Below are 20,148 nucleotides of genomic sequence, written 5' to 3'. Positions count from 1 at the left end.
GCCTTTGAGCGGCGGCTCTTTCAGGCTGCTGAACGCCGCCCTGGCACCGGATTGCCTGGCGGCTCGTGGCCGAGCGGCGTCACCAGCGTCAGGTCGGGATAGCCGCTCTCGATCAGCTTAACCGCGGCCTGCGTCACCTCGTCGTCGGCCTCCAGCATCGACAGGAACACCTCGGTGGCCTCCCCGCCCAGACGGCTGATGCCTTGCGCATCGGCCGGCCCGCACTCGACCACCACCAGATCATAGGCTGTCGTCAGCGACTGCATGATGATCGGCAGCCGGTCGGCGGCACGCATGGCACGCACCGGATCGGCGGTGCCCACCGGGATGACATGGCAGTCGGAATAGAGGTCGGCATGGATCACGTCGCTGAACTGCGCCTGCGACGCCAGCAGATTGGTGATGCCGGGGAAAAGCCCGCTGTCCAGCATCGGCCGCGAGGCAGCCCCCGAGGCCGTGAGGTCGAGCAGCAGGACGCGCAGGCCGGCATCGGAAACCTCGCGCGCCACCAGGATCGCCGACGCCGCCGCTTCGTCGCCCTCGGGGGAAACGAATATGGCGCGCGCCGCCCCGCTGGCGATCAGCTTCTCGGCGGCCTTCTCGACGTCGATCTCGCCGAGCACGGAGCGCGGTCGCCGAACCTCCACGACGGGTTCAGGCTCGGCCATAGGTTCAGGTTTGGCCACGGGTTCAGGTTTCGCCAAGGATTCAGGCTCGGCGGCAGGCTCCGCTTTGGCGACAGGCTCGACCTCGGCGGCAGGTTGCGGCTGCGCCGGTGTTTGCGCGACCGTTTTGGGCCGTGATGCCTCGGAGGCGCGATTGGCGAATTCGTCGGCGATCGCCGGCTCCAGGCGGTTGGATGGCTCCTGATAAGCGGCTGGCGACATTGCCACCTCGTCGATCGGTTCAAGCCGCGCGCCGCTTGCCGGGCGCATGGCGCGGCCCGAGAAAAGTTCCCGCAGCAGCGTGAACACCGCCGCCAGCAGAAGGGAAGCCGCCGCGGCAGCGCCGACGATCGGCCCGACCTTGGGGAAGTACGGTTCGGAGGGGACCGAGGCCGGCGAGGCGATGCGAGCGTCGACCGGAACATAGTTGCGATCCTGACGCGACGCCGCCTCGCGATAATTGGTCAGGTAAAGTTCGAGTTGCTGGCGCTTGGCGGCGGCATCGCGCTGCAGCGCGTCGAGACCGACCTGCTGTTCGCCGGCCTGTGCCGAAGCAGCCTTGAGCGTGTTGACGTCGGCGACGAGTTGGTTTTCGCGCGACTTGGCGGCATCGGCCTGCATCGCCAGGCCCTTCATGATCTTCTGGGCTTCGCTGCGGATCTGCGCATCGAGATCGGCCAGCTGTGATTTGGCCGCGCGAATACGTGGATGATTGTCGAGCAGCGTCGTCGACAGATCGGCGATGTTGGCGCGCAGTTCGACCTGCCGTTCCCGCAAACGCTGGATCAGATCGGAAGACAGCACTTCCGGCAGTGAATCCAGCGATCCGCCATTTTGCAGTGCCTTGCGCACGCTCTCGGCCGTGCCTTCGGCCGCGGCGCGGTTGGCTCGCACCCGCGACAACTCGGTCGACAACTCGGCCAATTGCTGGGTGGCCAAGGTGGAATTGTTACCGCCTATCAGGAGGTCCGACTGGGCGCGGTAAGCCGCTACCTTGGCTTCGGCATCCCTGACCTGCTTGGACAGGTCGGCGATCTCGGGTGCCAGGAAGTCCGCGGCGGCGGTGTTCGATTCGCTCTTGGCCGCGCCCTGCCCCGCAATATAAGCCGCGGCAATGGCATCCGGGATGGCGGCGGCAAGCTTCGGATCCTCCGAAGAGAACTCGATGGCAATGATGCGAGTCTTTTCAACGCCGTAGACGTTGAGCTTCTCGCGCATTTTCTTCAGCACGCGTTCGTCGGCCGGAACATCCATCGGGTCGTTCTTCAGGCCAAGCAGGATCAGCACACGGCTCAGGGACGACATGTTGATCGTCTCGTCGAACTCAGACAATCGCGACAGGCCGAGTTTCTGGGCGACCTGCTTGAGGATTTCGTTGGACGAAATTATCTGGACCTGGGTGGCAACGCCCTGCTCATCGAGGATCGGCTTGTCGCTGTCCGGGTTGCTGCTGGCGGGCCGCGTATAGACGGATTCTCGCGGGGCGATCTCCACCTGCGTCTGGGCCTTGTAGTGTCGGGTCGCGAACGACGCGGCCGCGAAGGCAAGTCCCGTCACCACGAGAACGAAGACCAGAATCCGCAGCCAGTTCCGCCCCAGGCTGGCGAAGAGCTGCCTGAGATCAACGTCGACGTCTGCGGCCGCGGACTGAACGGACATGCATCCCTACTCCGAAACTGGGTCGGGACGCACCGTAAACAACTATGGTAACTCAGCCGTTAAGATCACGGTAAGCTTCCATTAGGGTTTACTGGCGGGCGATCGAAAAAATCGATAAAATCGCAAAACCTGCCCGTAAGAACGGCTATCGGCGCACTCCTTTACCGGCCATTAACCCTAACAGGATGATAACGGACCCGATCCCAGATGTTTGCTGCGACGCCGCAGCGGCCAGTCGAAGGTACCTGTCCGGTCATGAAAAGCACTGCTTCCCTCTTTCGCGCACTGCTTGCCGTGTCGATGCTCGCGGGCTGCTCCAGCTATCGGCCGACGCCGGCCGCCTTTCACGAGGTCCTCGACCAGCCGTATCGTCTCGGCGCCGGCGACCGTGTTCGCGTCACCGTGTTCGAGCAGGAGGGCCTGACCAATAGCTATAGCGTCGACCAGTCCGGCTACATCTCCTTCCCACTCGTCGGCGCCATTCCGGCACGTGGCCACACCGCGCAGCAGATGGAAAAGGAGATCGCCGACAAACTGCGGCAGGGCTATCTGCGCGACCCCGATGTCTCGGTCGAGATCGATCGTTACCGTCCGATCTTCGTCATGGGCGAAGTGGGCGCCGCCGGCCAGTATTCCTATGTGCCCGGCCTGACTGTGCAGAAGGCCATCGCCATCGCCGGCGGCTTCACGCCACGCGCCAACCAGGAGAGCGTCGACATCACCCGCGACATCAACGGCAAGGTGATAACCGGCCGCGTGGTCACTTCCGATCCGCTGCTGCCGGGAGATACCGTCTACGTCCGCGAACGCCTGTTCTGAACAGACACCTCGTGGCGGGCAAGCTCAGGATCGTCCACTGCTTTCGCTCACCCGTCGGAGGAATTTTCCGGCACGTGCGCGACCTGACGGAAGCGCAGGTCGCCGCCGGCCACATGGTCGGCATCGTTTGCGACTCCACCACCGGCGGCGAACTCGAGGAGCGCCTGTTCGAGCAGATGAAGGGCACGCTGGCGCTCGGCATCCATCGCACGCCAATGCAGCGCCATGTCGGCCCGGGCGACGTGACCTCGGCGCGGCGCACCTACAGGATCATCAAGGAATTGCGGCCGGACGTGCTGCACGGGCACGGCGCCAAGGGTGGCGTCTATGCCCGTCTGTTCGGCTCATTGTTGCGGGTATCAAGGTCTCGCGTAGCCCGCCTCTATTCGCCGCATGGCGGCTCTCTCCACTATGACGAGAACACAGCCACCGGAAAGCTGTTCTTCGCGCTCGAGTATCTCATGGCGCGCTTCACCGACAGCCTGCTGTTCGTCTCCGACTACGAGCGGCGGACCTATCGCAGGAAGGTAGGCGAGCCGCCGATCCCGAACACGCTGGTCTACAATGGACTTCGCGCCACCGAATTCGAGACGGTGACCGCCGGGTCCGATGCGGCTGATTTGCTCTATATCGGCATGATGCGGGACCTCAAGGGCCCAGATATCTTCATCGATGCGCTGGCCGCCGTCGCTTCCCGGCTTGGCCGAGCACCGAGTGCCGTGATGGTCGGCGATGGCGACGACCTGCCCCGCTACCACGAGCAGGTGAAGCGCCTGGGGCTTGAAGGCAATGTCCGCTTCCTGCCGCCTATGCCGGCCCGGGAGGCCTTTGTCCTGGCGGCGCTCGTCGTCGTTCCCTCGCGTGCCGAGGCCATGCCCTATACCGTGCTGGAAGCACTTGCCGCGGCAAGACCAATGATTGCGACCTCGGTCGGCGGCATACCGGAGATTTTCGGTTCAGGCTCCCCCGCCCTGATCCGGCCGGATCCGGCCGAACTCGCCGATAAGATGAGCCAGGCACTGGGCGACCTCGCCGCCTATCGCAAATTGATGCCCGATGAATCCACGCTCAGGGCGCGCTTCGGCGCCGACGTCATGGCCGCCGAAATCGAGAAGGCGTATTTCGCCGCGCTGGCAAACTAGTCCCAAGCTCTTCCAAATCCATGGGTTGTTTCAAGGGTTTCTTAGCTCTCTTTTGCTAATCACCCTGGGGAAGCTTGCGGACTGTTCCATGAACGAGATCGACCCCGCGCACCGCTTTTCATCAGAAGCGGTCCGTAAATTCGACGGCCCTGCCGAAGGCGACAAGCCCGGCGGCATGAACGACGTTGCCCGACAGGTCGCGTCGCAATACCGGCGCGATACAATGTCGCCGATCATGGTCAGCGGCGTGCTGCGCATGGTCGAATTCGCGGTGCTCCTGGTCTCGGGGCTTTGCGTCTATTTCTACTATGTCGGATTCTTCAATTACCTGGCCTGGCAATATCCGCTGACGATCGCCGCCGCGTCGTTCCTCGCCGTGGTGCTGCTCGATGTCACGGATTGCTACCAGGTCGTATCCCTGATGCGGCCGATCGCCAATTTCGGGCGCATCCTGCTGGTCTGGGCCGGGACCTTCGCCCTGATGGCGTTGACGGCATTCGTCATGAAGATGTCGCAAGACTATTCGCGCCTGCTGTTCGGCACCTGGTTCGTCGTTGCCTTTGTCTGCCTCTTCGGCCTCAGGCTGGTGATGTCGAAGCTGATCCGGCGCTGGGCGCGCGATGGCAGCATGGAACGGCGCGCTGTCATCGTCGGTGGCGGCAAGTCGGCGGAAGTGCTCATCCGCTCGGTGGAAAAGCAGCCTTACAATGACATCCGCATCTGCGGCATCTTCGATGACCGCAACGACAAGCGTTCGCCAGCCCTCGTCGCCGGCTATCCCAAGCTCGGCACCATTTCGGAACTGATCGAATTCGCCCGCATCGCCCGCATCGACATGCTGATCGTGTCGTTGCCGCTGACCGCCGAATCGCGCGTGCTGCAATTGCTGAAGAAACTGTGGGTGCTGCCGGTCGACATCCGGCTGTCGGCGCATTCCAATGCGCTGCAGTTCCGTCCGCGCGCTTATTCCTACATCGGCTCGGTGCCGATGCTCGATATCTTCGATAAGCCGATCAACGATTGGGATTCGGTCGCCAAGCGCGCCTTCGACATCATCTTCAGCCTCATCGGCATCATCGCGTTCTCGCCCTTTATGCTGGCCACCGCCATCGCCATCAAGCTCGACAGCAAGGGACCGGTGCTGTTCAAGCAGAAGCGGCACGGCTTCAACAACGAGGTGATCGAAGTCTACAAATTCCGCTCTATGTACACCGACAGGTCGGACCCGACCGCCAAGCAGACGGTGACCAAGAACGATCCGCGCGTCACCCGTGTCGGCCGCTTCATCCGCAAGACGTCGATCGACGAGCTGCCGCAATTCTTCAACTCGCTGCTCGGCTCGCTCTCGCTCATCGGTCCGCGTCCGCACGCCATAGCAGCGCAGTCGCACAATTTGCTCTACAACGAAGTGGTCGATGGCTATTTCGCGCGCCACAAGGTCAAGCCAGGGGTCACCGGCTGGGCGCAGATCAATGGCTGGCGCGGCGAGATGGACACCAATGAAAAGATCCGCATGCGGACGGAGTATGACCTCTATTACATCGAGAACTGGTCGCTGCTGTTCGATCTGCGGATTCTGTTCCTGACGCCGATCCGGCTGCTCAATACGGAAAACGCCTATTGAGCGCGATCAGCCATGATCTGCCGCGCGCGGCGATCAACGCCAAGCTGATCACGCTGATTTCCTCGAGCGCGGTCGTGCTCGGCATTCTTCTGTCGGGCTTCGTCATCAGCGAGCCGGCGCCTTACGAAATTTACATGGCCGCGCTTATCGCCATCTGGGCCCTGTTCGGCCTGCGGATTTCGCGCGCGGCCATGCCGCTGCTGGTGCTGCTGGTGACCATGAACATCGGCGGCATGATCTCCATGACGCAGATGGCGGACCTCGCCTATACGCCGCTCTATCTCGCCGTGTCGCTGTTTCTCGCCTTCAGCGCGGTGTTCTTCGCATCGGTCACCGCAACGCAGCCGAACCTCTACCGGCTGATCTTCAATGCCTATGTCGTCTCGGCCGTGGCCACGTCGCTGCTTGGCATAGCAGGCTATTTCCACGCCTTCCCCGGCGCGGAAATGTTCACCAAATACGACCGCGCCGCCGGTGCCTTCCAGGACCCGAACGTGTTCGGGCCGTTCCTGGTGCTGCCCGGCATCTACCTGCTCTATCTGCTGTTGACCGGACCGGTCACGCGCATGCCGCTGCTGGCCGTGCCGCTGCTGATCATCAGCGCCGGTATTTTCTTCTCGTTCTCGCGCGGCGCCTGGGGCATGTTCGCGGTCTCGGCCATCCTGCTCACCGGCTGCCTGTTCCTGCAGAGCGCCAGCGGCATGTTCCGGCTGCGCGTGGTGATCATGACCATCGCCGCCCTGTCGCTGCTTGCCGTCGCCATCATCGTCATATTGCAATTGCCTGGGGTGGCGGAGATGTTTTCCAGCCGCGCCCACCTCGAACAGAGCTACGACACCGCCCGCCTCGGCCGCTTCGCGCGCTACTCGATCGGTTTCCAGATGGCCATGGAGCACCCGTTCGGCATCGGGCCGCTGGTCTTCGGCACGATCTACGGCGAGGACACACACGACATCTGGCTGAAAATGCTGATGGATTATGGCTGGCTCGGCTTCGTCTCGTTCCTGACGCTGGTCGTCTGGACGATATCGGCCGGATTCCGCATCCTGCTGCGCGACCGGCCGTGGCAGCCCTACCTGCTGTGCGCCTACGTCGCCTTTATCGGCAATATCGGGCTCGGCACCTTCATCGACATCGACCACTGGCGCCACATGTACCTGCTGCTCGGCTTGATCTGGGGCGCCATCGCCCTGGAATACCGCCACCAGCGGCTGTTGAGGCCGGTCTTGCCGGCCTCATTCAAACCAGCGATCGCGGCAAGATAATTATCGCGGAAATCGGTTGACCCGAGCCGGGTTATCACGATACATCGCGACCGGTCCGGAGTGTAGCGCAGCCCGGTAGCGCACTTGACTGGGGGTCAAGGGGTCGTCGGTTCGAATCCGGCCACTCCGACCATTACGAAGCAGGACTTGCCCCCAAAAGTCCGCCCTGCCGCATCACCTAATTCTCGAATTGCCCGTTTTGCCCAGCTCAGCTCCTGATTGGATCCGGCGCTAACCTTGGCACACATCCACCCATTGCGCGCCAGTAAGCTCAACCATGCGCTGCGGTGCAACGCGCACCGCAGCGTTGGTGGCGCCGGCGGCGGGTACCACCTCGACGAATTCACGCAGCGAGACGTCGCAATAGACCGGCAGCGGTGACGGCAGGCCGAACGGACAGACACCGCCCACCGGATGGCTCGTGGCAGCGACAACCTCTTGCGCGTCCAGCATGCGCGGTTTGCCGCCGAACTGGTCCTTGAACTTGCGGTTGTCCAGCCTGGCGATGCCGCTGGTCACGACCAGCATGGTGCGCTCGCCGACGCGAAGGCAGATGGTCTTGGCGATCTGCGCCGGCAACACGCCATGCGCCTCCGCCGCCAGCGTCACCGTGGCCGAACTTGCTTGCGTGACAATGACCTCGATGTCAGGCGCGTGAGCAGCAAAGAAGGCACCAACGGAATCCAGGCTCATATCGAAAAACTCACGGTTCCCGCTGCATGGCAGATGCGATCGGCGCGGATTTGGATGTCGCACCTATAAACACGTGCGATTTGCAGATCGGCAAGCCCGGCCTGCCGGAGAATGCCGGCATCAACAAGAAACCCGCCAAGCGGGCTTGGCGGGTTTCTTGGGCATGCCTGCCGCCGACCTATGCCTGGGGCCGGCCTTGTGCGGCCAGTGTCGGTGCGGAAGCAATGGGAGCGTCCTGGGGCAGACGAAGCGCGGACGCAATACGACGCAGCTTCGCCGGGTCGGCCGTTCGGCCGCTCTCGATGTCCTCGATCTCGTCGACTGAGAGGCCGCAGGTCAGGGAAAGCGCTTCGAGGCTGTATCCGCGCGTTTCCCGCATTGCCCTGAGGGTATTGTAATCGGGCCCGATCTCGTTGGCTAATGGTTCGGAGAGGGCGTGGCTTTTTGCATTGTTGGGCATTGGCAACTCCGTTGGCTGAAAGCGTTTGATCAAAATGGGATGTTGCCTGAGACGAGCAGGAAGATGCCCTCTCGCCGGCGATTTGCCAAGCGCCAAACCGACCGTCACGGGATCGTGAAGCGGATGTCCATGCGGCTGCCTCGTCCTGTCCCGATCAAGTTGTTTTGAACGCGTGAGCGGCTTTTGCCCGGCAGTTTCGCTCCATCCGGTCGTTATCTCGATGTCGCCGGCGTGAAACCATCCCGTTCCAGCCAGCCTTTCCCAAAAGGATACCCCTAATGAACCTCAAGACATCCCTCTTCGTGCTCGGCACGATTTCCATGCTTTCCGGCGTCGGTGTGGCCAGCGCGCAGGCGGCGGACGCATTGCGCGTGCGCGGCACGGTGGTCAGTTTCGAGCCGTCGCTGCTGACCGTGAAAACCCGTCAAGGCGATACTTCCGCGATCAAGCTGAAAGACGGCTGGAAGCTGGCGTTGCCAAAGCGTCTGTAAACGACATCAAGCAGGGCGATTTCCTCGGCATCGCCTCTGTCTCCAAGGCCGACGGCGGCAGCGGCGCGCTGGAAGTGGTGGTCTTTCCGGCTGCCTTGAAAGGCACTGGCGAGGGGGACCGCCCCTGGGACCTTGAGCCGAACAGCCGCATGACCAACGGCACCGTCGCCGACGTCACCGACATAAACGGGCGGGCGGTGACGTTGACCTATGACAATGGTCAGACGAAGAAGATCTCGATACCCGACGGTACGCCCGTCGTCACGTTCGCGCCGGCCGCGGCGGCCGATCTCAAGCCAAGCGCGACGGTTTTCGTTACCGCTCAGCGCGAGGCTGACGGCACGCTGAGTGCCAGCCGCGTCGTGGTGGGAAACAAAGGTGTGGTCCCGCCTATGTAGGCCAAAACGGACGACACGGCTTTCGGCCTGCGCCCTCGCAACGGTGCAGGCCCTCCGGCTTGCCCGGCAACAGTCCAGAAACAAAATTCTACAGTCGGGAAATACTGACGAAAAAATTCAGGAGCGTAATTCCATTCGCGGCGGTCGGGATATCGGCCCGATTGATACCTGCCTGCGAAAGAAGGAAACGATCCAATGAAGAAGTCCCTCCTCTCGGCCCTCGGGCTTGCAGCTGCAATCGCTTTCGCGGTGCCGGTGGTCGGCGCGACGAGAGCGGACGCGGCCCCGATGGCAAAGCATCATCACCATCACCATCACCATCATCGCCACCACCATCGCTATCACCACCATCACCACCACCACCATCATCACCACATGAAGAAGATGACAAAGAAGACCTACTAAGCATACCAGACTGCCAGAGAAGACCGGTCTTGGCTTCCTGTTCGAGGCCGGTCTTCTCCGGTCATGCAATGCCTGGCCCGGACGACCCGGGCTAATCCGACTGCCGGATGGCGGCGACGGTCCAGCTGTAGCGACAACAAGCAAGTGCCTTTGATGCGACGCCAAACCGCGATACGGCAAGGGGTACTTCCAACCGGCACGCTGCGCCGGATCAGGCTTCGCCAACAAGGCCAGGGTATCCCCGATGACGGCCAAGGCCGATCTTTCCCGGACAGACCGCATTGTCCTGTCGGTCGCGCGATTGTGGCTGACGCTGCGCCATCCTGTCCTTGTCGTACGATTTGTCATGAAACTGGGCTATCTGCCCAATCCGGCCGCGCCCGTGCGCTATAACGAGCTTTTGCTCTGGCGAAAGATCCTCGATCGCAACCCGCTATTCGTGACGCTGACCGACAAGCTCGCGGCCAAGGCTCATATCCGGGAAACCTGCCGCGATGTCGCCGTGCCAAAGACGCTCTGGTCCGGGCGCGACCCTGCCGACCTTCCACCTGACCTGCTGACCGGAGACGTCGTGGTCAAGGCAAACCATGGCTGCGCCATGAACATTTTTGTCTCCAACGGCGAACCCGATCGCGCCGCCATCGTGCGCAAGGCCAGCCGCTGGCTCAAAAAACGCTACGGCCGGCGCAATGGCGAATGGGCCTATTGGCCTGTCGTACCGGCCGTTTTCGTGGAGGAGCCGCTGGCACTCAGCGGCGGGACGATCGCCACCGACATCAAGGTCCATCTCTGTAGCGGGGTGATATCCCATGTCTGGGTGGAGGATAAGCACGCCAAGCGCTCGCTGCTGTTCGACCGCGACGCCAATCCGTTGCCCGGCCGCGATCCAGACTATCCCGGGGAGGACCAGGCCTTGCCTGTCAATGCGCGGCTCGTCGCCTATGTCCGCCAGGCGATCTCGATCGCGCCCGGCATAGCCGGCGACCTCGATTATATCCGTATCGATTTTCTGGTCACCGACGATCGTCTCTATGCCGGCGAGGTCACCGTCTACTCGGCCGCCGGATATGGCACATGGACAAACCCGGCGATCGCCGGGGAAATCGAACGGCTGTGGCGGCTCGATCAATCCGCATTCTTGCGTCGGAAGCACAAACGGGCCGTACGCCTCTATGCCGACGCGCTTCGTGCCAGATGCCGGAGCGGCACTACAAATCGCTGATATGAATGAGAATGGCGGCCGGCCTGGAAAGGCGAGCCGCCATTTCTCAGGATTCCTTGTCCTGGGGTGGCAGTCAGCGCCGGCTAAACAGCAGGCTGGCGACGAGACCGAGCACGACAAGGCCGACCGCAGCGGCGGCCGCCGGATGGTCGCGTGCCGATTTCTCGATCACCCTGCCCTGTCTGCGGATTGCCGGCATGGCATCTCGCAGGCGCTCCGCAAGATCCGAATATGTATCAAGAGCAGCATCACGGCTGTCTTCATAATAAACGCCACCCCGCTTTGACACTGCCTTGCGCAACGCCGCGAGTTCCCTCGAGAGAGCCGCGACCTGCTTTTCGAGGTCGATGTCCGAAAGGGTCGAAAATGAAGCCATCATGCGTTTCCTTGTCTTGCAGAAGGAAACGTAACGCCTCACCCGACCGCCGGTTCCGGTTTCGAGGCGTCAAAGCACCCGGTGCTGGCGGTCAGCGCACCTGGTCAAGCAGACGCTTGCATTCCAGGAGGTCGAACAGCGCCTCCTGCAGCAGCGCGCGATTGTCACGCGAGAGTTTCGACGCGTCCGGCGCGACCGGACCTTCCTCGTCGCTCTTGCCCAGGCCGAAAAAGCGGCGGCTGGGCTTGACCCTTGGCTGGCCAACCAGTTCGTCATCTCCGCCGCGCGGCTGTGCGGCCGGCGTCAGGGGCACCTGGTCGGCCTGCTTGCGTTGCGAGATCGCCTCGACCGCGGCCATGTCGCCATTGCCGATGGCGACCAGGAAATGATTGCCGTTTTCGCGTAGCAGCTTCTGCACGCCCTTGATGGTGTAGCCCTGGTCATAGAGCATGTGGCGGATGCCCTTGATCAGTTCGACATCCTGCGGCCGGTAGTAGCGGCGGCCGCCGCCGCGCTTCATCGGCTTGATCTGGTTGAAGCGCGTCTCCCAGAAACGCAGCACATGCTGCGGCAGGTCGAGATCTTCCGCGACCTCGCTGATAGTGCGGAAGGCGTCGGGGCTCTTGTCCATGGGCGAAATCCTCACGCTGGAGCGTGGCCCGGAACGGTCTTCAGACGAGATCGCGCCCAACGAGGAGAAGAGCTTGTTCCGCCAGCGCGGAACAGATCATACGCCAGAACACCAATCCGGCCATACCCGCCGAATCGGGCCTTATTTCAGCGGTTTGTGAAGCAATATTCAAGCCCGCCGTCATCGCGGCGCCGGTTTTCAACCGTGCAATGAAGGCTATTTGCCGCCCTTGGCCTTGCTGTTCTGGTGAGAACGCAAGATGCGGCTCTTCAACACGTTGGACGATTTGAAGGTCATCACCCGACGCGGCAGGATCGGAACTTCCTCGCCGGTCTTGGGATTGCGTCCGATGCGCTCATTCTTGGAGCGGACATGAAATGTCGCGAAGGACGACAGCTTCACTGTCTCGCCGCGCACGATCGCTTCACAGATTTCGTCCAGCACGGCCTCGACGAGTTCGGCGGACTCAGTGCGCGACAGGCCGACCTTTCTGTAGACGGCCTCGGCCAGGTCGGCGCGAGTAAGTGTTTTTCCCCCCATGCGACCGTCCCATCAGTTCAAACGTAAAATCGGCACAACAGCGGCAGAGCCTAAGTAATTGATCCGGCAAGGTCAAGGACCGAAACCGGACCGTTCTCCACTTACCAGCGAACCAGAACGGCGCCCCAGGTGAAGCCGCCGCCCATCGCCTCCAGGAGCACCAGGTCACCCTTCTTGATGCGGCCGTCGGCGACGGCCACCGACAGCGCCAGCGGTACGGAGGCAGCCGAGGTGTTACCGTGCAAATCGACGGTCACCACCACCTTTTGCTCTGCTATCCCGAGCTTTTTGGCTGAAGCGTCAATAATCCGTTTATTGGCCTGGTGAGGCACGAACCAATCAAGGTCTTCGGCGGTAATCCCAGCGGCCGAGAAGGTCGCCTCGATGACATCGGTGATCATGCCGACCGCGTGCTTGAAGACCTCGCGGCCTTCCATGCGCAAATGACCGACCGTTCCCGTCGTCGACGGCCCGCCGTCGACGAAAAGCTTCTCCTTGTGCGCGCCGTCGGAACGCAGGCTGGCCGCCAGGACGCCCCGGTCGGCGATCGTGCCGGCCCCCTCGCCCGCTTCCAGAACCAGCGCACCGGCGCCGTCGCCAAACAGCACGCAGGTCGAGCGATCACTCCAGTCGAGAATGCGCGAAAAGGTTTCCGAGCCGATGACCAGCACGCGCTTTGCCAGGCCGCCGCGGATATAGAGGTCGGCTGTCGCCACCGCATAGACGAAGCCGGAGCACACCGCCTGCATGTCGAAGGCAAAACCGTGGTGCATACCGAGCCGGTTCTGGATTTCGACGGCAGTGGCGGGGAAGGTGTTGTTTGGCGTCGAAGTCGCCAGCACGATCAGATCGACGTCGTCCGGGGTCAATCCGGCATCGGCAAGGGCGGCGCGCGCCGCGGCCTCGCCCAGGGAAGCCGTCGTCTCGTCGTCAGCCGCGATATGGCGCTGGCGGATGCCGGTGCGCTGGGCGATCCACTCGTCGGAGGTCTCGACCATGCCTTCAAAATCGGCATTCTTCATGATGCGGCGGGGCAGCGCGGAGCCCGTGCCGCGCACAACTGATCTGATCAAAATTCTTTCCTATTCCTTTGCGTCGGTAACGACGTCGGATTTCCTAGATGTCAGGGCATGCGGGTTGCGCGCATGGAACAGATCGAGGTCGGCCTCGATGCGGTCGAGCAGATTGTTGCGCACCATGTCGTAGCCGAGTTCGATCGCCGCGGCGAAACCATCCGAATCGGCGCCGCCATGGCTTTTGACGACGATGCCGTTCAGCCCCAGGAACACGCCGCCATTGGAGCGGCCGACATCCATCTTTTCGCGCAGGCGGTCGAAGGCGCCCTTGGCGAAGACATAGCCGATCTTGGCCATCAGCGTGCGGCTCATCGCGGCCCGCAGATAGCCGCCTATCTGGCGGGCGGTGCCTTCAGCCGTCTTCAGCGCGATGTTGCCGGCGAAGCCTTCCGTCACCACGACGTCGACCGTCCCCTTGCCGATGTCGTCGCCTTCGACGAAGCCATGGTAGTTCATCGAGGCCATGTTGGCTTCGCGCAACATGCGTCCCGCTTCCTTGACCTCTTCCTGGCCCTTGATCTCTTCCACGCCGACATTGAGCAGGCCGACCGTGGGCCGGGCGATGCCGAATACGGAACGCGCCATGCCGGTGCCGAGAATGGCAAAATCGATGAGTTGGTGCGCATCGGCGCCAATGGTGGCGCCCACATCCAGAACCACGCTTTCGCCACGCAATGTCGGCCACAATGCCGCAATCGCCGGGCGTTCGATGGTGGCCATGGTGCGCAGGCAGAATTTCGACATCGCCATCAGCGCGCCGGTGTTGCCGGCGGAAATGCATGCATCCGCGGCGCCCGATTTGACCGCCTCGACCGCCTTCCACATCGACGATTTCCAGCGGCCGTGGCGCAGCGCCTGGCTCGGTTTGTCGTCCATCCTGACCGCGATCTCGCAGTGGAAGAACTCGCTGACCTCGGCCAATTTGGGGAACTTGGCGAGTTCGGGGCGCACCAGTTCCTCACGTCCGTAGATGACGAAGCGGATGTCGGGACGGCGGGTCGCGACCGTCATGAGCGCTGGAATGACCACGGTTGGTCCGTGATCGCCGCCCATGGCATCGATGGAAATCCTGATCACGCGGTATTCATCTCACGGTTAGGCGGCAAGTCGTTTTAGTGATCGCAAAGGCTCGGCGAAAATAGCGGTTTTAGGCTGTCGCACAACCGACTTTTCCGTCGCGGGCGAGGTTTTCAGGATTTTCCCAGCAAGGATCGCAGTTTTTGCTGAAATTCATTCTCCGCCGGTCCGGTGTCGTCACCGGCATCAAGCGACGCGCCGGGCTTGCGCGGATAGGGGTCGATCGCCAATCCGAAGAACTGTTCGGCAAGCGCCCCGACATCGATGGTGTCGCCCGAAAATGTCTCGGGGCTATCGGGCCCATCCGCGTCGAGCAGAATCTCGCCGCCACCATCGAATCCCTGCCGTCCGAGCTTGGAGTCCTCGGGCAAGAGCAGCGCCTCGACCGGCTCATCGATATGTGCCTGGACGGGGTCGAGCGTGACGATGCAGGCCTGGGTGATGTCTGCCTCGACACGGCCGCTGACCTTGACGCCATTGCGCTTCCACGACGCAACGAGCAGTTCGGCGCGATAGGCTTCGACCGACAGCAGCCCGTGCGCCTCGGCGAGTGCGGCGCGTTGCGCGGGGTCGGCCTCGATCACCACGGGCAGCCCCTTCTGTGGCAGCCGGGCGACATTGGCGAAAAAGGATACCGGACTTTGCATATCGGCGTGTTTCATCGATCAGCCTCCGTTGGCTCCTGGAAATGCCACAGTGCCGGCAACGATCGATTCGGTCGGCTGCGCATTCAGTTGCCGGCTGGCGTCGGCGACATACCCTGCCAAACGCGATGCTTCCGACCAGGCGTCGGCGTCGGGACGGACATTACGGGCAAGTGCCGCGGTCAGACCATCATGATCGCCTCGTTCCAGCGCATCATCATAGGCGGCGGTGCGGCCATAGAACATCTTCGCCAGTTTCTTCATGCGTTTTGGCACACCGACGTCGCCAATGCCCAGTTCCCGCAGCGAATGATCGACATCGAGGAAGAACTCGTCGATCAGCACCTGCGCGATCTCCTGGGCCACGCCATCCTCGCCGCGCAAGCGGTGCTGGACCAGGAACATGTGCAGCGAAAGCATCTCGAAACGGCCGAGCGGCGTGTCCGGCACATTCCAATGGGAATAAAAAACAGTCTGCCGCGCCGCCGCCACGATTTGTGCGTAAAGCGCGTCAGTGATGGCGCGGTTGGCGTGGCGTTCGCGGCCAAAAAGGCGCTGGAACATGGGGATGGTCTCCGGGGACCGTTTGTTGAATTGGCCTTGTTGCATCGGCAAGCAAGCTGGTTTACCGGTTTTGCGGCCCAGCGCAAGTTGCGGCGATATAATGGAGAATTGTTGTTGCGCGCGCTGAATTTCAAGTCGACCTTCTCGTCCAGGCCCGCCGGCGCGATCTCGCTGCTGGTTGTCATATCGGCGCTCTCGGCATGCCACACCAACAAGATGATCGGTGACCTCAGTCCGAGCGAAACGTTCACGCAAGGGTATGTCTACGACCAGCAGGCCGTCGATTCGGTGCCCGTCGGTTCCAGCCGCGAACAGGTGCTTCTGGCGCTTGGCACGCCATCGACGACGGCGACGTTCGACAACGAGGCGTTTTATTACATTTCGCAAACCCGCAAACGCTATGTCGCCTTCGACAAGCCCAGGCTCGTCGACCAGAAAGTGCTCGCGGTCTATTTCGGTGCGGACGGCCGCGTCACCCAGATCGCCAATTACGGCTTGAAGGACGGCAAGATCTTCGACTTCATCTCGCGCACCACGCCGACCGGCGGCAAGGACCAGAACTTCCTCAGCCAGATCATCAACGGCGCCAGCAAGCTGGCCCCCAGCATGCCCGGCGGCACCCCCTGATCTTTAGATTCCTGCTTCCCTAGAATCCTGCTTCCCTGACCTTGGGGAACGGAAATGTCTCAGGCGACCGAAAACCCGTGGGAGCGATCTCACGGGTTTTTGTTTGGCCAATGAGGAGCCGGCTTGTCAGGGATGTGGCAAACCCATATCAACCGGCCAGGCTTGGGGCTTGGACATGAGCGGTGACGACCGTGCGGTGCCGGATGGCTGGATGACGACGGGGACACCCGACCGGCAGACAGTGACATCGGACTGGCTTGCCATCGATCCGCCGCCGATCGACGGCGTCAGGATCAAGGAAATCAGGCCGGTCGCAACGTCCAACCCGCGAGGATCGCTCCTCGCGGGTTCTTGATTTCAAGCGTTGAGCTATTTCAAGTTTCCGGGCTCCCGCTCAGCCGTGCGCGAGCACCGCCAGCAGCAGCAAGGCCACGATGTTGGTGATCTTGATCGCCGGGTTGACCGCCGGGCCGGCGGTGTCCTTGTAGGGATCGCCGACGGTGTCGCCGGTCACCGACGCCTTGTGCGCCTCGGAACCCTTGAGGTGCTTGACGCCGTCCTTGTCGGTGAACCCGTCCTCGAAAGATTTCTTGGCGTTGTCCCAGGCGCCACCGCCCGAGGTCATCGAGATGGCGACGAACAGGCCATTGACGATGACGCCGAGCAAGGAAGCGCCAAGGGCGGCGAAGGCGGACGCCTTCGAGCCCGAGATCAGCAGCACGCCGAAATAGACGACGAGCGGCGCCAGCACGGGCAGCAGCGACGGGATGATCATCTCGCGGATCGCCGCCTTGGTCAGGAGGTCGACGGCACGCGCATAATTCGGCTTCGAGGTGCCGGCCATGATGCCCGGATCCTCGCGGAACTGCTTGCGCACCTCCTCGACGATGGCGCCCGCCGCGCGGCCGACGGCCGTCATGGCGATGCCGCCGAACAGGTAGGGAATGAGGCCGCCGAAGATCAGGCCGGCGACGACGTAAGGGTTGGAGAGATCGAAGGAGATTTCGCCCATGCCCTGGAAGTAGGGATACTTGTCGCCATTGGCGGCAAAGAACTTCAGGTCGTTCGAATAGGCCGCGAACAGCACCAATGCGCCGAGGCCTGCCGAACCGATGGCGTAGCCCTTGGTCACCGCCTTGGTGGTGTTGCCGACCGCGTCGAGCGCGTCGGTGGAGTGACGCACTTCCTTGGGCAGGCCCGCCATTTCGGCGATGCCGCCGGCATTGTCGGTAACCGGGCCGAAGGCGTCGAGCGCCACGATCATGCCGGCAAGGCCGAGCATGGTGGTGACGGCGATCGCCGTGCCGTAGAGGCCGGCAAGCTGGTAGGTCGAGATGATGCCACCAACGATGACGATCGCCGGCAGCGCCGTCGATTCCAGCGAGACCGCGAGGCCCTGGATGACGTTGGTGCCATGGCCGGTCACCGATGCCTGGGCAATCGAGTTGACCGGACGCTTGTTGGTGCCGGTGTAGTATTCGGTGATCACCACGATAAGGCCGGTCACCACGAGGCCGATGAGGCCGCAGATGAACAGGTTCTTGCCGGTGATGACGATGCCGGCGACCGTGCCGACCTCGCCCCAGCCGAGCGTGGCCGAAGTGGCGACGCCGAGGCCAACGACCGACAGCAGGCCGGTCACGATCAGCCCCTTGTAGAGCGCGCCCATGATCGAGCCGTTGGAACCGAGCTTGACGAAGAAGGTGCCGACGATCGAGGTCAGGATGCAGGCGCCGCAGATGGCGAGCGGATAGAGCATCGCCGCACCTAGGATGGCGGTGCCGCCAAAGAAGATGGCCCCCAGCACCATGGTGGCGACAACCGTCACCGCATAGGTCTCGAACAGGTCGGCGGCCATGCCGGCGCAGTCGCCGACATTGTCGCCGACATTGTCGGCGATGGTGGCGGGGTTGCGCGGATCATCCTCGGGAATACCGGCTTCGACCTTGCCGACCAGATCGCCGCCGACATCGGCGCCCTTGGTGAAAATGCCGCCGCCGAGGCGGGCGAAGATCGAGATCAGCGAGGCGCCGAAGCCGAGCGAGACCAGCGAGTCGATGACGATGCGGTCGTTTGGCTGGAGGCCGAGGAACTGGGTGAGGATGAGATAGTAGATCGAAACGCCAAGCAGGGCCAGGCCAGCCACTAGCATGCCGGTGATGGCGCCCGACTTGAAGGCGATGTCGAGGCCGGCGGCAAGGCTGTTGGAAGCCGCTTGCGCGGTGCGCACATTGGCACGCACCGAAACATGCATGCCGATGAAGCCGGCGGCGCCCGACAGAACGGCACCGATCAGGAAGCCGATGGCGGCGGTGATCGACAGCAGCCACCAGGCGAGCAGGAGCACGACCACGCCGACGATGGCGATGGTGGTGTACTGGCGTGCCAGATAGGCCTGCGCGCCTTCGCGAATGGCGGCGGAGATTTCCTGCATGCGCGCGTTGCCCTGATCGGCCGCAAGGACCGAACGTGTCGCCCATATGGCGTAAAGGACAGACAGCAAGCCGCAGGCGATGACGGCGGAAATTATGGTCATTGCCGGGTTTTCCTCGATTGTTGGCCCAAAAGAACCCCTCCCTGGGCCGTTGAGACAAAGACGGAATCCCGTGCATGGAATCCCCCTCTTCGCATCGGTGTATGCGAAACAGGGCTGCGAACGTCAAGATATTGTTCGATTTTTGCCCGGCTTTCGCCGTATTGCTTTCTTGCAAACCGATTAAATTAAGCTCACCGGCCATGTCCGACATAGAATGGCTCGCCGCCACCCTGAAAGCGCTGACGCTCTGCAGCCAGCCACCGTGCCACCTCATCGTCCATCGGCGCGGCCAAATCAGGCGGAGCGCCCCTGAACACCACCGTCTTGTCGAACTTCGACGTCTTGAACAGCTTGGGTGTGGAGTGTTCGCCGCGCATGCCGATATAGCGGGCGTGGCAGGGGAAGGTGGTGACACGAACCGCGCCACGTTCGGCGCAGGCTACCCAGCGGGCTGCATCTTGACTGGTGATCGTATTCTTCCAGCCGCGGCTGGAATAGAAAGTCTTGATCGCCTCGTGATCACGCTTGGAATAGTCGCAATCGCCGACCAGTTCCAGATACTGCTTGCGAAAAGGCCGCTCGGCCAGCCAGGCGGATCGCGTTAGCGCGGCCCCCCAGTTCTCGTGCATCGGGATTAGGTCGTGTGCCCGGCGCCGCTGGCTGCGCCGGCCGGCCCAGAGATCCCCGTAGGCCGCGACATAGGCGATGCGCTTGTCTTGCTCGGCGAAATCGAGGAGTTGCCCGACAACGCCGAGGTAGTTGGGCGAGAGAACGAGATCATCCTCGAGAAACAGCGCCTTTTCCGCCCGCAAATCCTCGAACAGGTGACGCTCGGCGCGCTCGTAGTTCAGCGCGATGCCGAGGTTTTCCGACGCCTCGACCACCTCTCCCCACGGGATAATCCGACGAAAGGCGGCAACGCACCGCGCAATCAGTTCGGTGCTGCCCTTCTGGCGCCCGCTCCAGCGGTTCCAGCCGCCGTCCTGAAACAGTATCACCCTGTCCGGCTCCGCGATCTGCGGGCGAAGGCTGTAGAGCACCTGGCGCAGATAGTCCGGCCTGTCGAACGACAGGACGGCTATCGGGAAGCCGACTGGCCGCGCCGGCCTTGCTTGACCGAAGCGCCAAAGTCCGCGACCGAGGCCTGCTAGCCAATCCATCTTCCTGCCTCGCCAGGTGCTGTTGAGCCTGCGCCTTGCACTCACTTTCGTTGAACAAGCGTTGCAATTTTCAA

General features: G+C 62.5%; 21 protein-coding genes, 1 tRNA gene and 1 pseudogene. 11 read left to right on the top strand and 12 right to left on the bottom strand.

What is annotated here, in order from left to right; genetic code table 11:
* Window positions 1-20: 20 nt before the first annotated feature.
* Window positions 21-2,324, bottom strand: a complete 2,304-nt coding sequence (locus tag EN808_RS07130; protein WP_135915438.1) for a Wzz/FepE/Etk N-terminal domain-containing protein — start codon at window positions 2,322-2,324, stop codon at window positions 21-23.
* A 255-nt stretch (window positions 2,325-2,579) separates the two neighbouring features.
* On the opposite strand from EN808_RS07130, the gene EN808_RS07125 reads away from it, so the two are divergent.
* The 5 genes from EN808_RS07125 to EN808_RS07105 all read left to right on the top strand — a co-directional run bounded on the left by EN808_RS07125 (window position 2,580) and on the right by EN808_RS07105 (window position 7,307).
* Entirely contained in the window at window positions 2,580-3,143 is a 564-nt protein-coding gene (locus tag EN808_RS07125; RefSeq protein WP_127279587.1) for a polysaccharide biosynthesis/export family protein, read from the top strand.
* Between the two features lie 11 nt (window positions 3,144-3,154).
* On the top strand, window positions 3,155-4,285 hold the full coding sequence (locus tag EN808_RS07120) for a glycosyltransferase (protein WP_135915437.1): 1,131 nt from the start codon (window positions 3,155-3,157) through the stop codon (window positions 4,283-4,285).
* Window positions 4,286-4,373: 88 nt separating this feature from the next.
* Window positions 4,374-5,909 (top strand): undecaprenyl-phosphate glucose phosphotransferase, encoded by a 1,536-nt coding sequence (locus EN808_RS07115; RefSeq protein WP_135915436.1) that lies wholly within the window; start codon window positions 4,374-4,376, stop codon window positions 5,907-5,909.
* A complete protein-coding gene (locus EN808_RS07110; protein WP_135915435.1) occupies window positions 5,906-7,174 on the top strand; it encodes an O-antigen ligase family protein in 1,269 nt (422 codons plus the stop codon). Before EN808_RS07115 ends, EN808_RS07110 begins: the two co-directional genes overlap by 4 nt.
* A 56-nt stretch (window positions 7,175-7,230) precedes the next feature.
* A tRNA-Pro gene (locus tag EN808_RS07105) sits at window positions 7,231-7,307 on the top strand.
* Window positions 7,308-7,405: 98 nt separating this feature from the next.
* On the opposite strand, the gene EN808_RS07100 is transcribed toward EN808_RS07105, so the two are convergent.
* Window positions 7,406-7,867 carry a YbaK/EbsC family protein gene (locus EN808_RS07100; protein ID WP_127869618.1) on the bottom strand — a complete coding sequence of 154 codons (462 nt, stop codon included), beginning with the start codon at window positions 7,865-7,867 and terminating at the stop codon, window positions 7,406-7,408.
* A gap of 178 nt (window positions 7,868-8,045) precedes the next feature.
* Window positions 8,046-8,327, bottom strand: a complete 282-nt coding sequence (locus EN808_RS07095) for a helix-turn-helix transcriptional regulator (protein ID WP_127281021.1) — start codon at window positions 8,325-8,327, stop codon at window positions 8,046-8,048.
* Window positions 8,328-8,605: 278 nt separating this feature from the next.
* Here EN808_RS07095 and EN808_RS07090 point away from each other — a divergent pair.
* From EN808_RS07090 to EN808_RS07080, 3 genes and pseudogenes are all read left to right on the top strand, one after another.
* Window positions 8,606-9,216, top strand: a pseudogene (locus EN808_RS07090) (hypothetical protein).
* 195 nt (window positions 9,217-9,411) lie between these two features.
* Window positions 9,412-9,621: a hypothetical protein gene (locus EN808_RS07085; protein WP_135915434.1), complete on the top strand. Its 210-nt coding sequence runs from the start codon at window positions 9,412-9,414 to the stop codon at window positions 9,619-9,621.
* A 244-nt stretch (window positions 9,622-9,865) separates the two neighbouring features.
* Window positions 9,866-10,843 carry an ATP-grasp fold amidoligase family protein gene (locus EN808_RS07080; RefSeq protein WP_135864055.1) on the top strand — a complete coding sequence of 326 codons (978 nt, stop codon included), beginning with the start codon at window positions 9,866-9,868 and terminating at the stop codon, window positions 10,841-10,843.
* A 73-nt stretch (window positions 10,844-10,916) separates the two neighbouring features.
* Here EN808_RS07080 and EN808_RS07075 read toward each other — a convergent pair whose 3' ends face one another.
* Both EN808_RS07075 and EN808_RS07070 read right to left on the bottom strand, forming a co-directional pair.
* On the bottom strand, window positions 10,917-11,219 hold the full coding sequence (locus EN808_RS07075; protein ID WP_135864052.1) for a hypothetical protein: 303 nt from the start codon (window positions 11,217-11,219) through the stop codon (window positions 10,917-10,919).
* A gap of 91 nt (window positions 11,220-11,310) precedes the next feature.
* Window positions 11,311-11,850 (bottom strand): MerR family transcriptional regulator, encoded by a 540-nt coding sequence (locus EN808_RS07070; RefSeq protein ID WP_127280880.1) that lies wholly within the window; start codon window positions 11,848-11,850, stop codon window positions 11,311-11,313.
* Here EN808_RS07070 and EN808_RS36235 point away from each other — a divergent pair.
* A complete protein-coding gene (locus tag EN808_RS36235; RefSeq protein ID WP_189343631.1) occupies window positions 11,849-12,010 on the top strand; it encodes a hypothetical protein in 162 nt (53 codons plus the stop codon). The two genes, EN808_RS07070 and EN808_RS36235, sit on opposite strands and share 2 nt — an antisense overlap.
* Window positions 12,011-12,066: 56 nt before the next feature.
* Here the strand turns inward: EN808_RS36235 and EN808_RS07065 are convergent, their stop codons facing one another.
* From EN808_RS07065 to EN808_RS07045, 5 genes are all read right to left on the bottom strand, one after another.
* Complete coding sequence (locus tag EN808_RS07065) at window positions 12,067-12,390, bottom strand: integration host factor subunit alpha (RefSeq protein ID WP_006201891.1); 324 nt, start codon at window positions 12,388-12,390, stop codon at window positions 12,067-12,069.
* 101 nt (window positions 12,391-12,491) lie between these two features.
* Window positions 12,492-13,463, bottom strand: coding sequence for a beta-ketoacyl-ACP synthase III (locus EN808_RS07060; RefSeq protein WP_127869622.1), 972 nt, complete (start codon window positions 13,461-13,463; stop codon window positions 12,492-12,494).
* Window positions 13,464-13,472: 9 nt separating this feature from the next.
* Window positions 13,473-14,543: a phosphate acyltransferase PlsX gene (gene plsX / locus EN808_RS07055; protein WP_127869623.1), complete on the bottom strand. Its 1,071-nt coding sequence runs from the start codon at window positions 14,541-14,543 to the stop codon at window positions 13,473-13,475.
* A 113-nt stretch (window positions 14,544-14,656) separates the two neighbouring features.
* Window positions 14,657-15,205 (bottom strand): DUF177 domain-containing protein, encoded by a 549-nt coding sequence (locus EN808_RS07050; protein WP_135915433.1) that lies wholly within the window; start codon window positions 15,203-15,205, stop codon window positions 14,657-14,659.
* A gap of 3 nt (window positions 15,206-15,208) precedes the next feature.
* The gene (locus EN808_RS07045; RefSeq protein WP_127276587.1) at window positions 15,209-15,751 is read right to left on the bottom strand and encodes a ubiquinol-cytochrome C chaperone family protein; all 543 of its coding nucleotides are present in this window, start codon (window positions 15,749-15,751) and stop codon (window positions 15,209-15,211) included.
* 114 nt (window positions 15,752-15,865) lie between these two features.
* Between EN808_RS07045 and EN808_RS07040 the strand changes: the two genes are divergently transcribed.
* Both EN808_RS07040 and EN808_RS36920 read left to right on the top strand, forming a co-directional pair.
* Window positions 15,866-16,378 (top strand): outer membrane protein assembly factor BamE, encoded by a 513-nt coding sequence (locus tag EN808_RS07040; protein WP_127276589.1) that lies wholly within the window; start codon window positions 15,866-15,868, stop codon window positions 16,376-16,378.
* A 175-nt stretch (window positions 16,379-16,553) separates the two neighbouring features.
* A complete protein-coding gene (locus tag EN808_RS36920; protein ID WP_245464284.1) occupies window positions 16,554-16,733 on the top strand; it encodes a hypothetical protein in 180 nt (59 codons plus the stop codon).
* A 39-nt stretch (window positions 16,734-16,772) separates the two neighbouring features.
* Here the strand turns inward: EN808_RS36920 and EN808_RS07030 are convergent, their stop codons facing one another.
* The gene (locus EN808_RS07030; protein ID WP_135915432.1) at window positions 16,773-18,914 is read right to left on the bottom strand and encodes a sodium-translocating pyrophosphatase; all 2,142 of its coding nucleotides are present in this window, start codon (window positions 18,912-18,914) and stop codon (window positions 16,773-16,775) included.
* A 191-nt stretch (window positions 18,915-19,105) separates the two neighbouring features.
* Complete coding sequence (locus tag EN808_RS07025) at window positions 19,106-20,074, bottom strand: glycosyltransferase family A protein (protein WP_135915431.1); 969 nt, start codon at window positions 20,072-20,074, stop codon at window positions 19,106-19,108.
* Window positions 20,075-20,148 lie beyond the last annotated feature (74 nt).

Origin of the sequence: Mesorhizobium sp. M8A.F.Ca.ET.165.01.1.1 (assembly GCF_004792065.1) — a bacterium.
GTDB lineage: Bacteria > Pseudomonadota > Alphaproteobacteria > Rhizobiales > Rhizobiaceae > Mesorhizobium.
Note: the sequence above shows the minus strand (reverse complement) of the source record. Positions and strands in the feature narration are given on the sequence as shown.

Bases quoted from the DNA above. Each gene is read 5' to 3' on its own strand.
- EN808_RS07130 (WP_135915438.1), bottom strand. From the start codon at position 2,324: ATGTCCGTTCAGTCCGCGGCCGCAGACGTCGACGTTGATCTCAGGCAG.
- EN808_RS07125 (WP_127279587.1), top strand. From the start codon at position 2,580: ATGAAAAGCACTGCTTCCCTCTTTCGCGCACTGCTTGCCGTGTCGATG.
- EN808_RS07115 (WP_135915436.1), top strand. From the start codon at position 4,374: ATGAACGAGATCGACCCCGCGCACCGCTTTTCATCAGAAGCGGTCCGT.
- EN808_RS07100 (WP_127869618.1), bottom strand. From the start codon at position 7,867: ATGAGCCTGGATTCCGTTGGTGCCTTCTTTGCTGCTCACGCGCCTGAC.
- EN808_RS07095 (WP_127281021.1), bottom strand. From the start codon at position 8,327: ATGCCCAACAATGCAAAAAGCCACGCCCTCTCCGAACCATTAGCCAAC.
- EN808_RS07085 (WP_135915434.1), top strand. From the start codon at position 9,412: ATGAAGAAGTCCCTCCTCTCGGCCCTCGGGCTTGCAGCTGCAATCGCT.
- EN808_RS07080 (WP_135864055.1), top strand. From the start codon at position 9,866: ATGACGGCCAAGGCCGATCTTTCCCGGACAGACCGCATTGTCCTGTCG.
- EN808_RS07075 (WP_135864052.1), bottom strand. From the start codon at position 11,219: ATGGCTTCATTTTCGACCCTTTCGGACATCGACCTCGAAAAGCAGGTC.
- EN808_RS36235 (WP_189343631.1), top strand. From the start codon at position 11,849: ATGGGCGAAATCCTCACGCTGGAGCGTGGCCCGGAACGGTCTTCAGAC.
- EN808_RS07070 (WP_127280880.1), bottom strand. From the start codon at position 11,850: ATGGACAAGAGCCCCGACGCCTTCCGCACTATCAGCGAGGTCGCGGAA.
- EN808_RS07065 (WP_006201891.1), bottom strand. From the start codon at position 12,390: ATGGGGGGAAAAACACTTACTCGCGCCGACCTGGCCGAGGCCGTCTAC.
- EN808_RS07050 (WP_135915433.1), bottom strand. From the start codon at position 15,205: ATGAAACACGCCGATATGCAAAGTCCGGTATCCTTTTTCGCCAATGTC.
- EN808_RS07045 (WP_127276587.1), bottom strand. From the start codon at position 15,751: ATGTTCCAGCGCCTTTTTGGCCGCGAACGCCACGCCAACCGCGCCATC.
- EN808_RS36920 (WP_245464284.1), top strand. From the start codon at position 16,554: ATGAGCGGTGACGACCGTGCGGTGCCGGATGGCTGGATGACGACGGGG.
- EN808_RS07030 (WP_135915432.1), bottom strand. From the start codon at position 18,914: ATGACCATAATTTCCGCCGTCATCGCCTGCGGCTTGCTGTCTGTCCTT.
- EN808_RS07025 (WP_135915431.1), bottom strand. From the start codon at position 20,074: ATGGATTGGCTAGCAGGCCTCGGTCGCGGACTTTGGCGCTTCGGTCAA.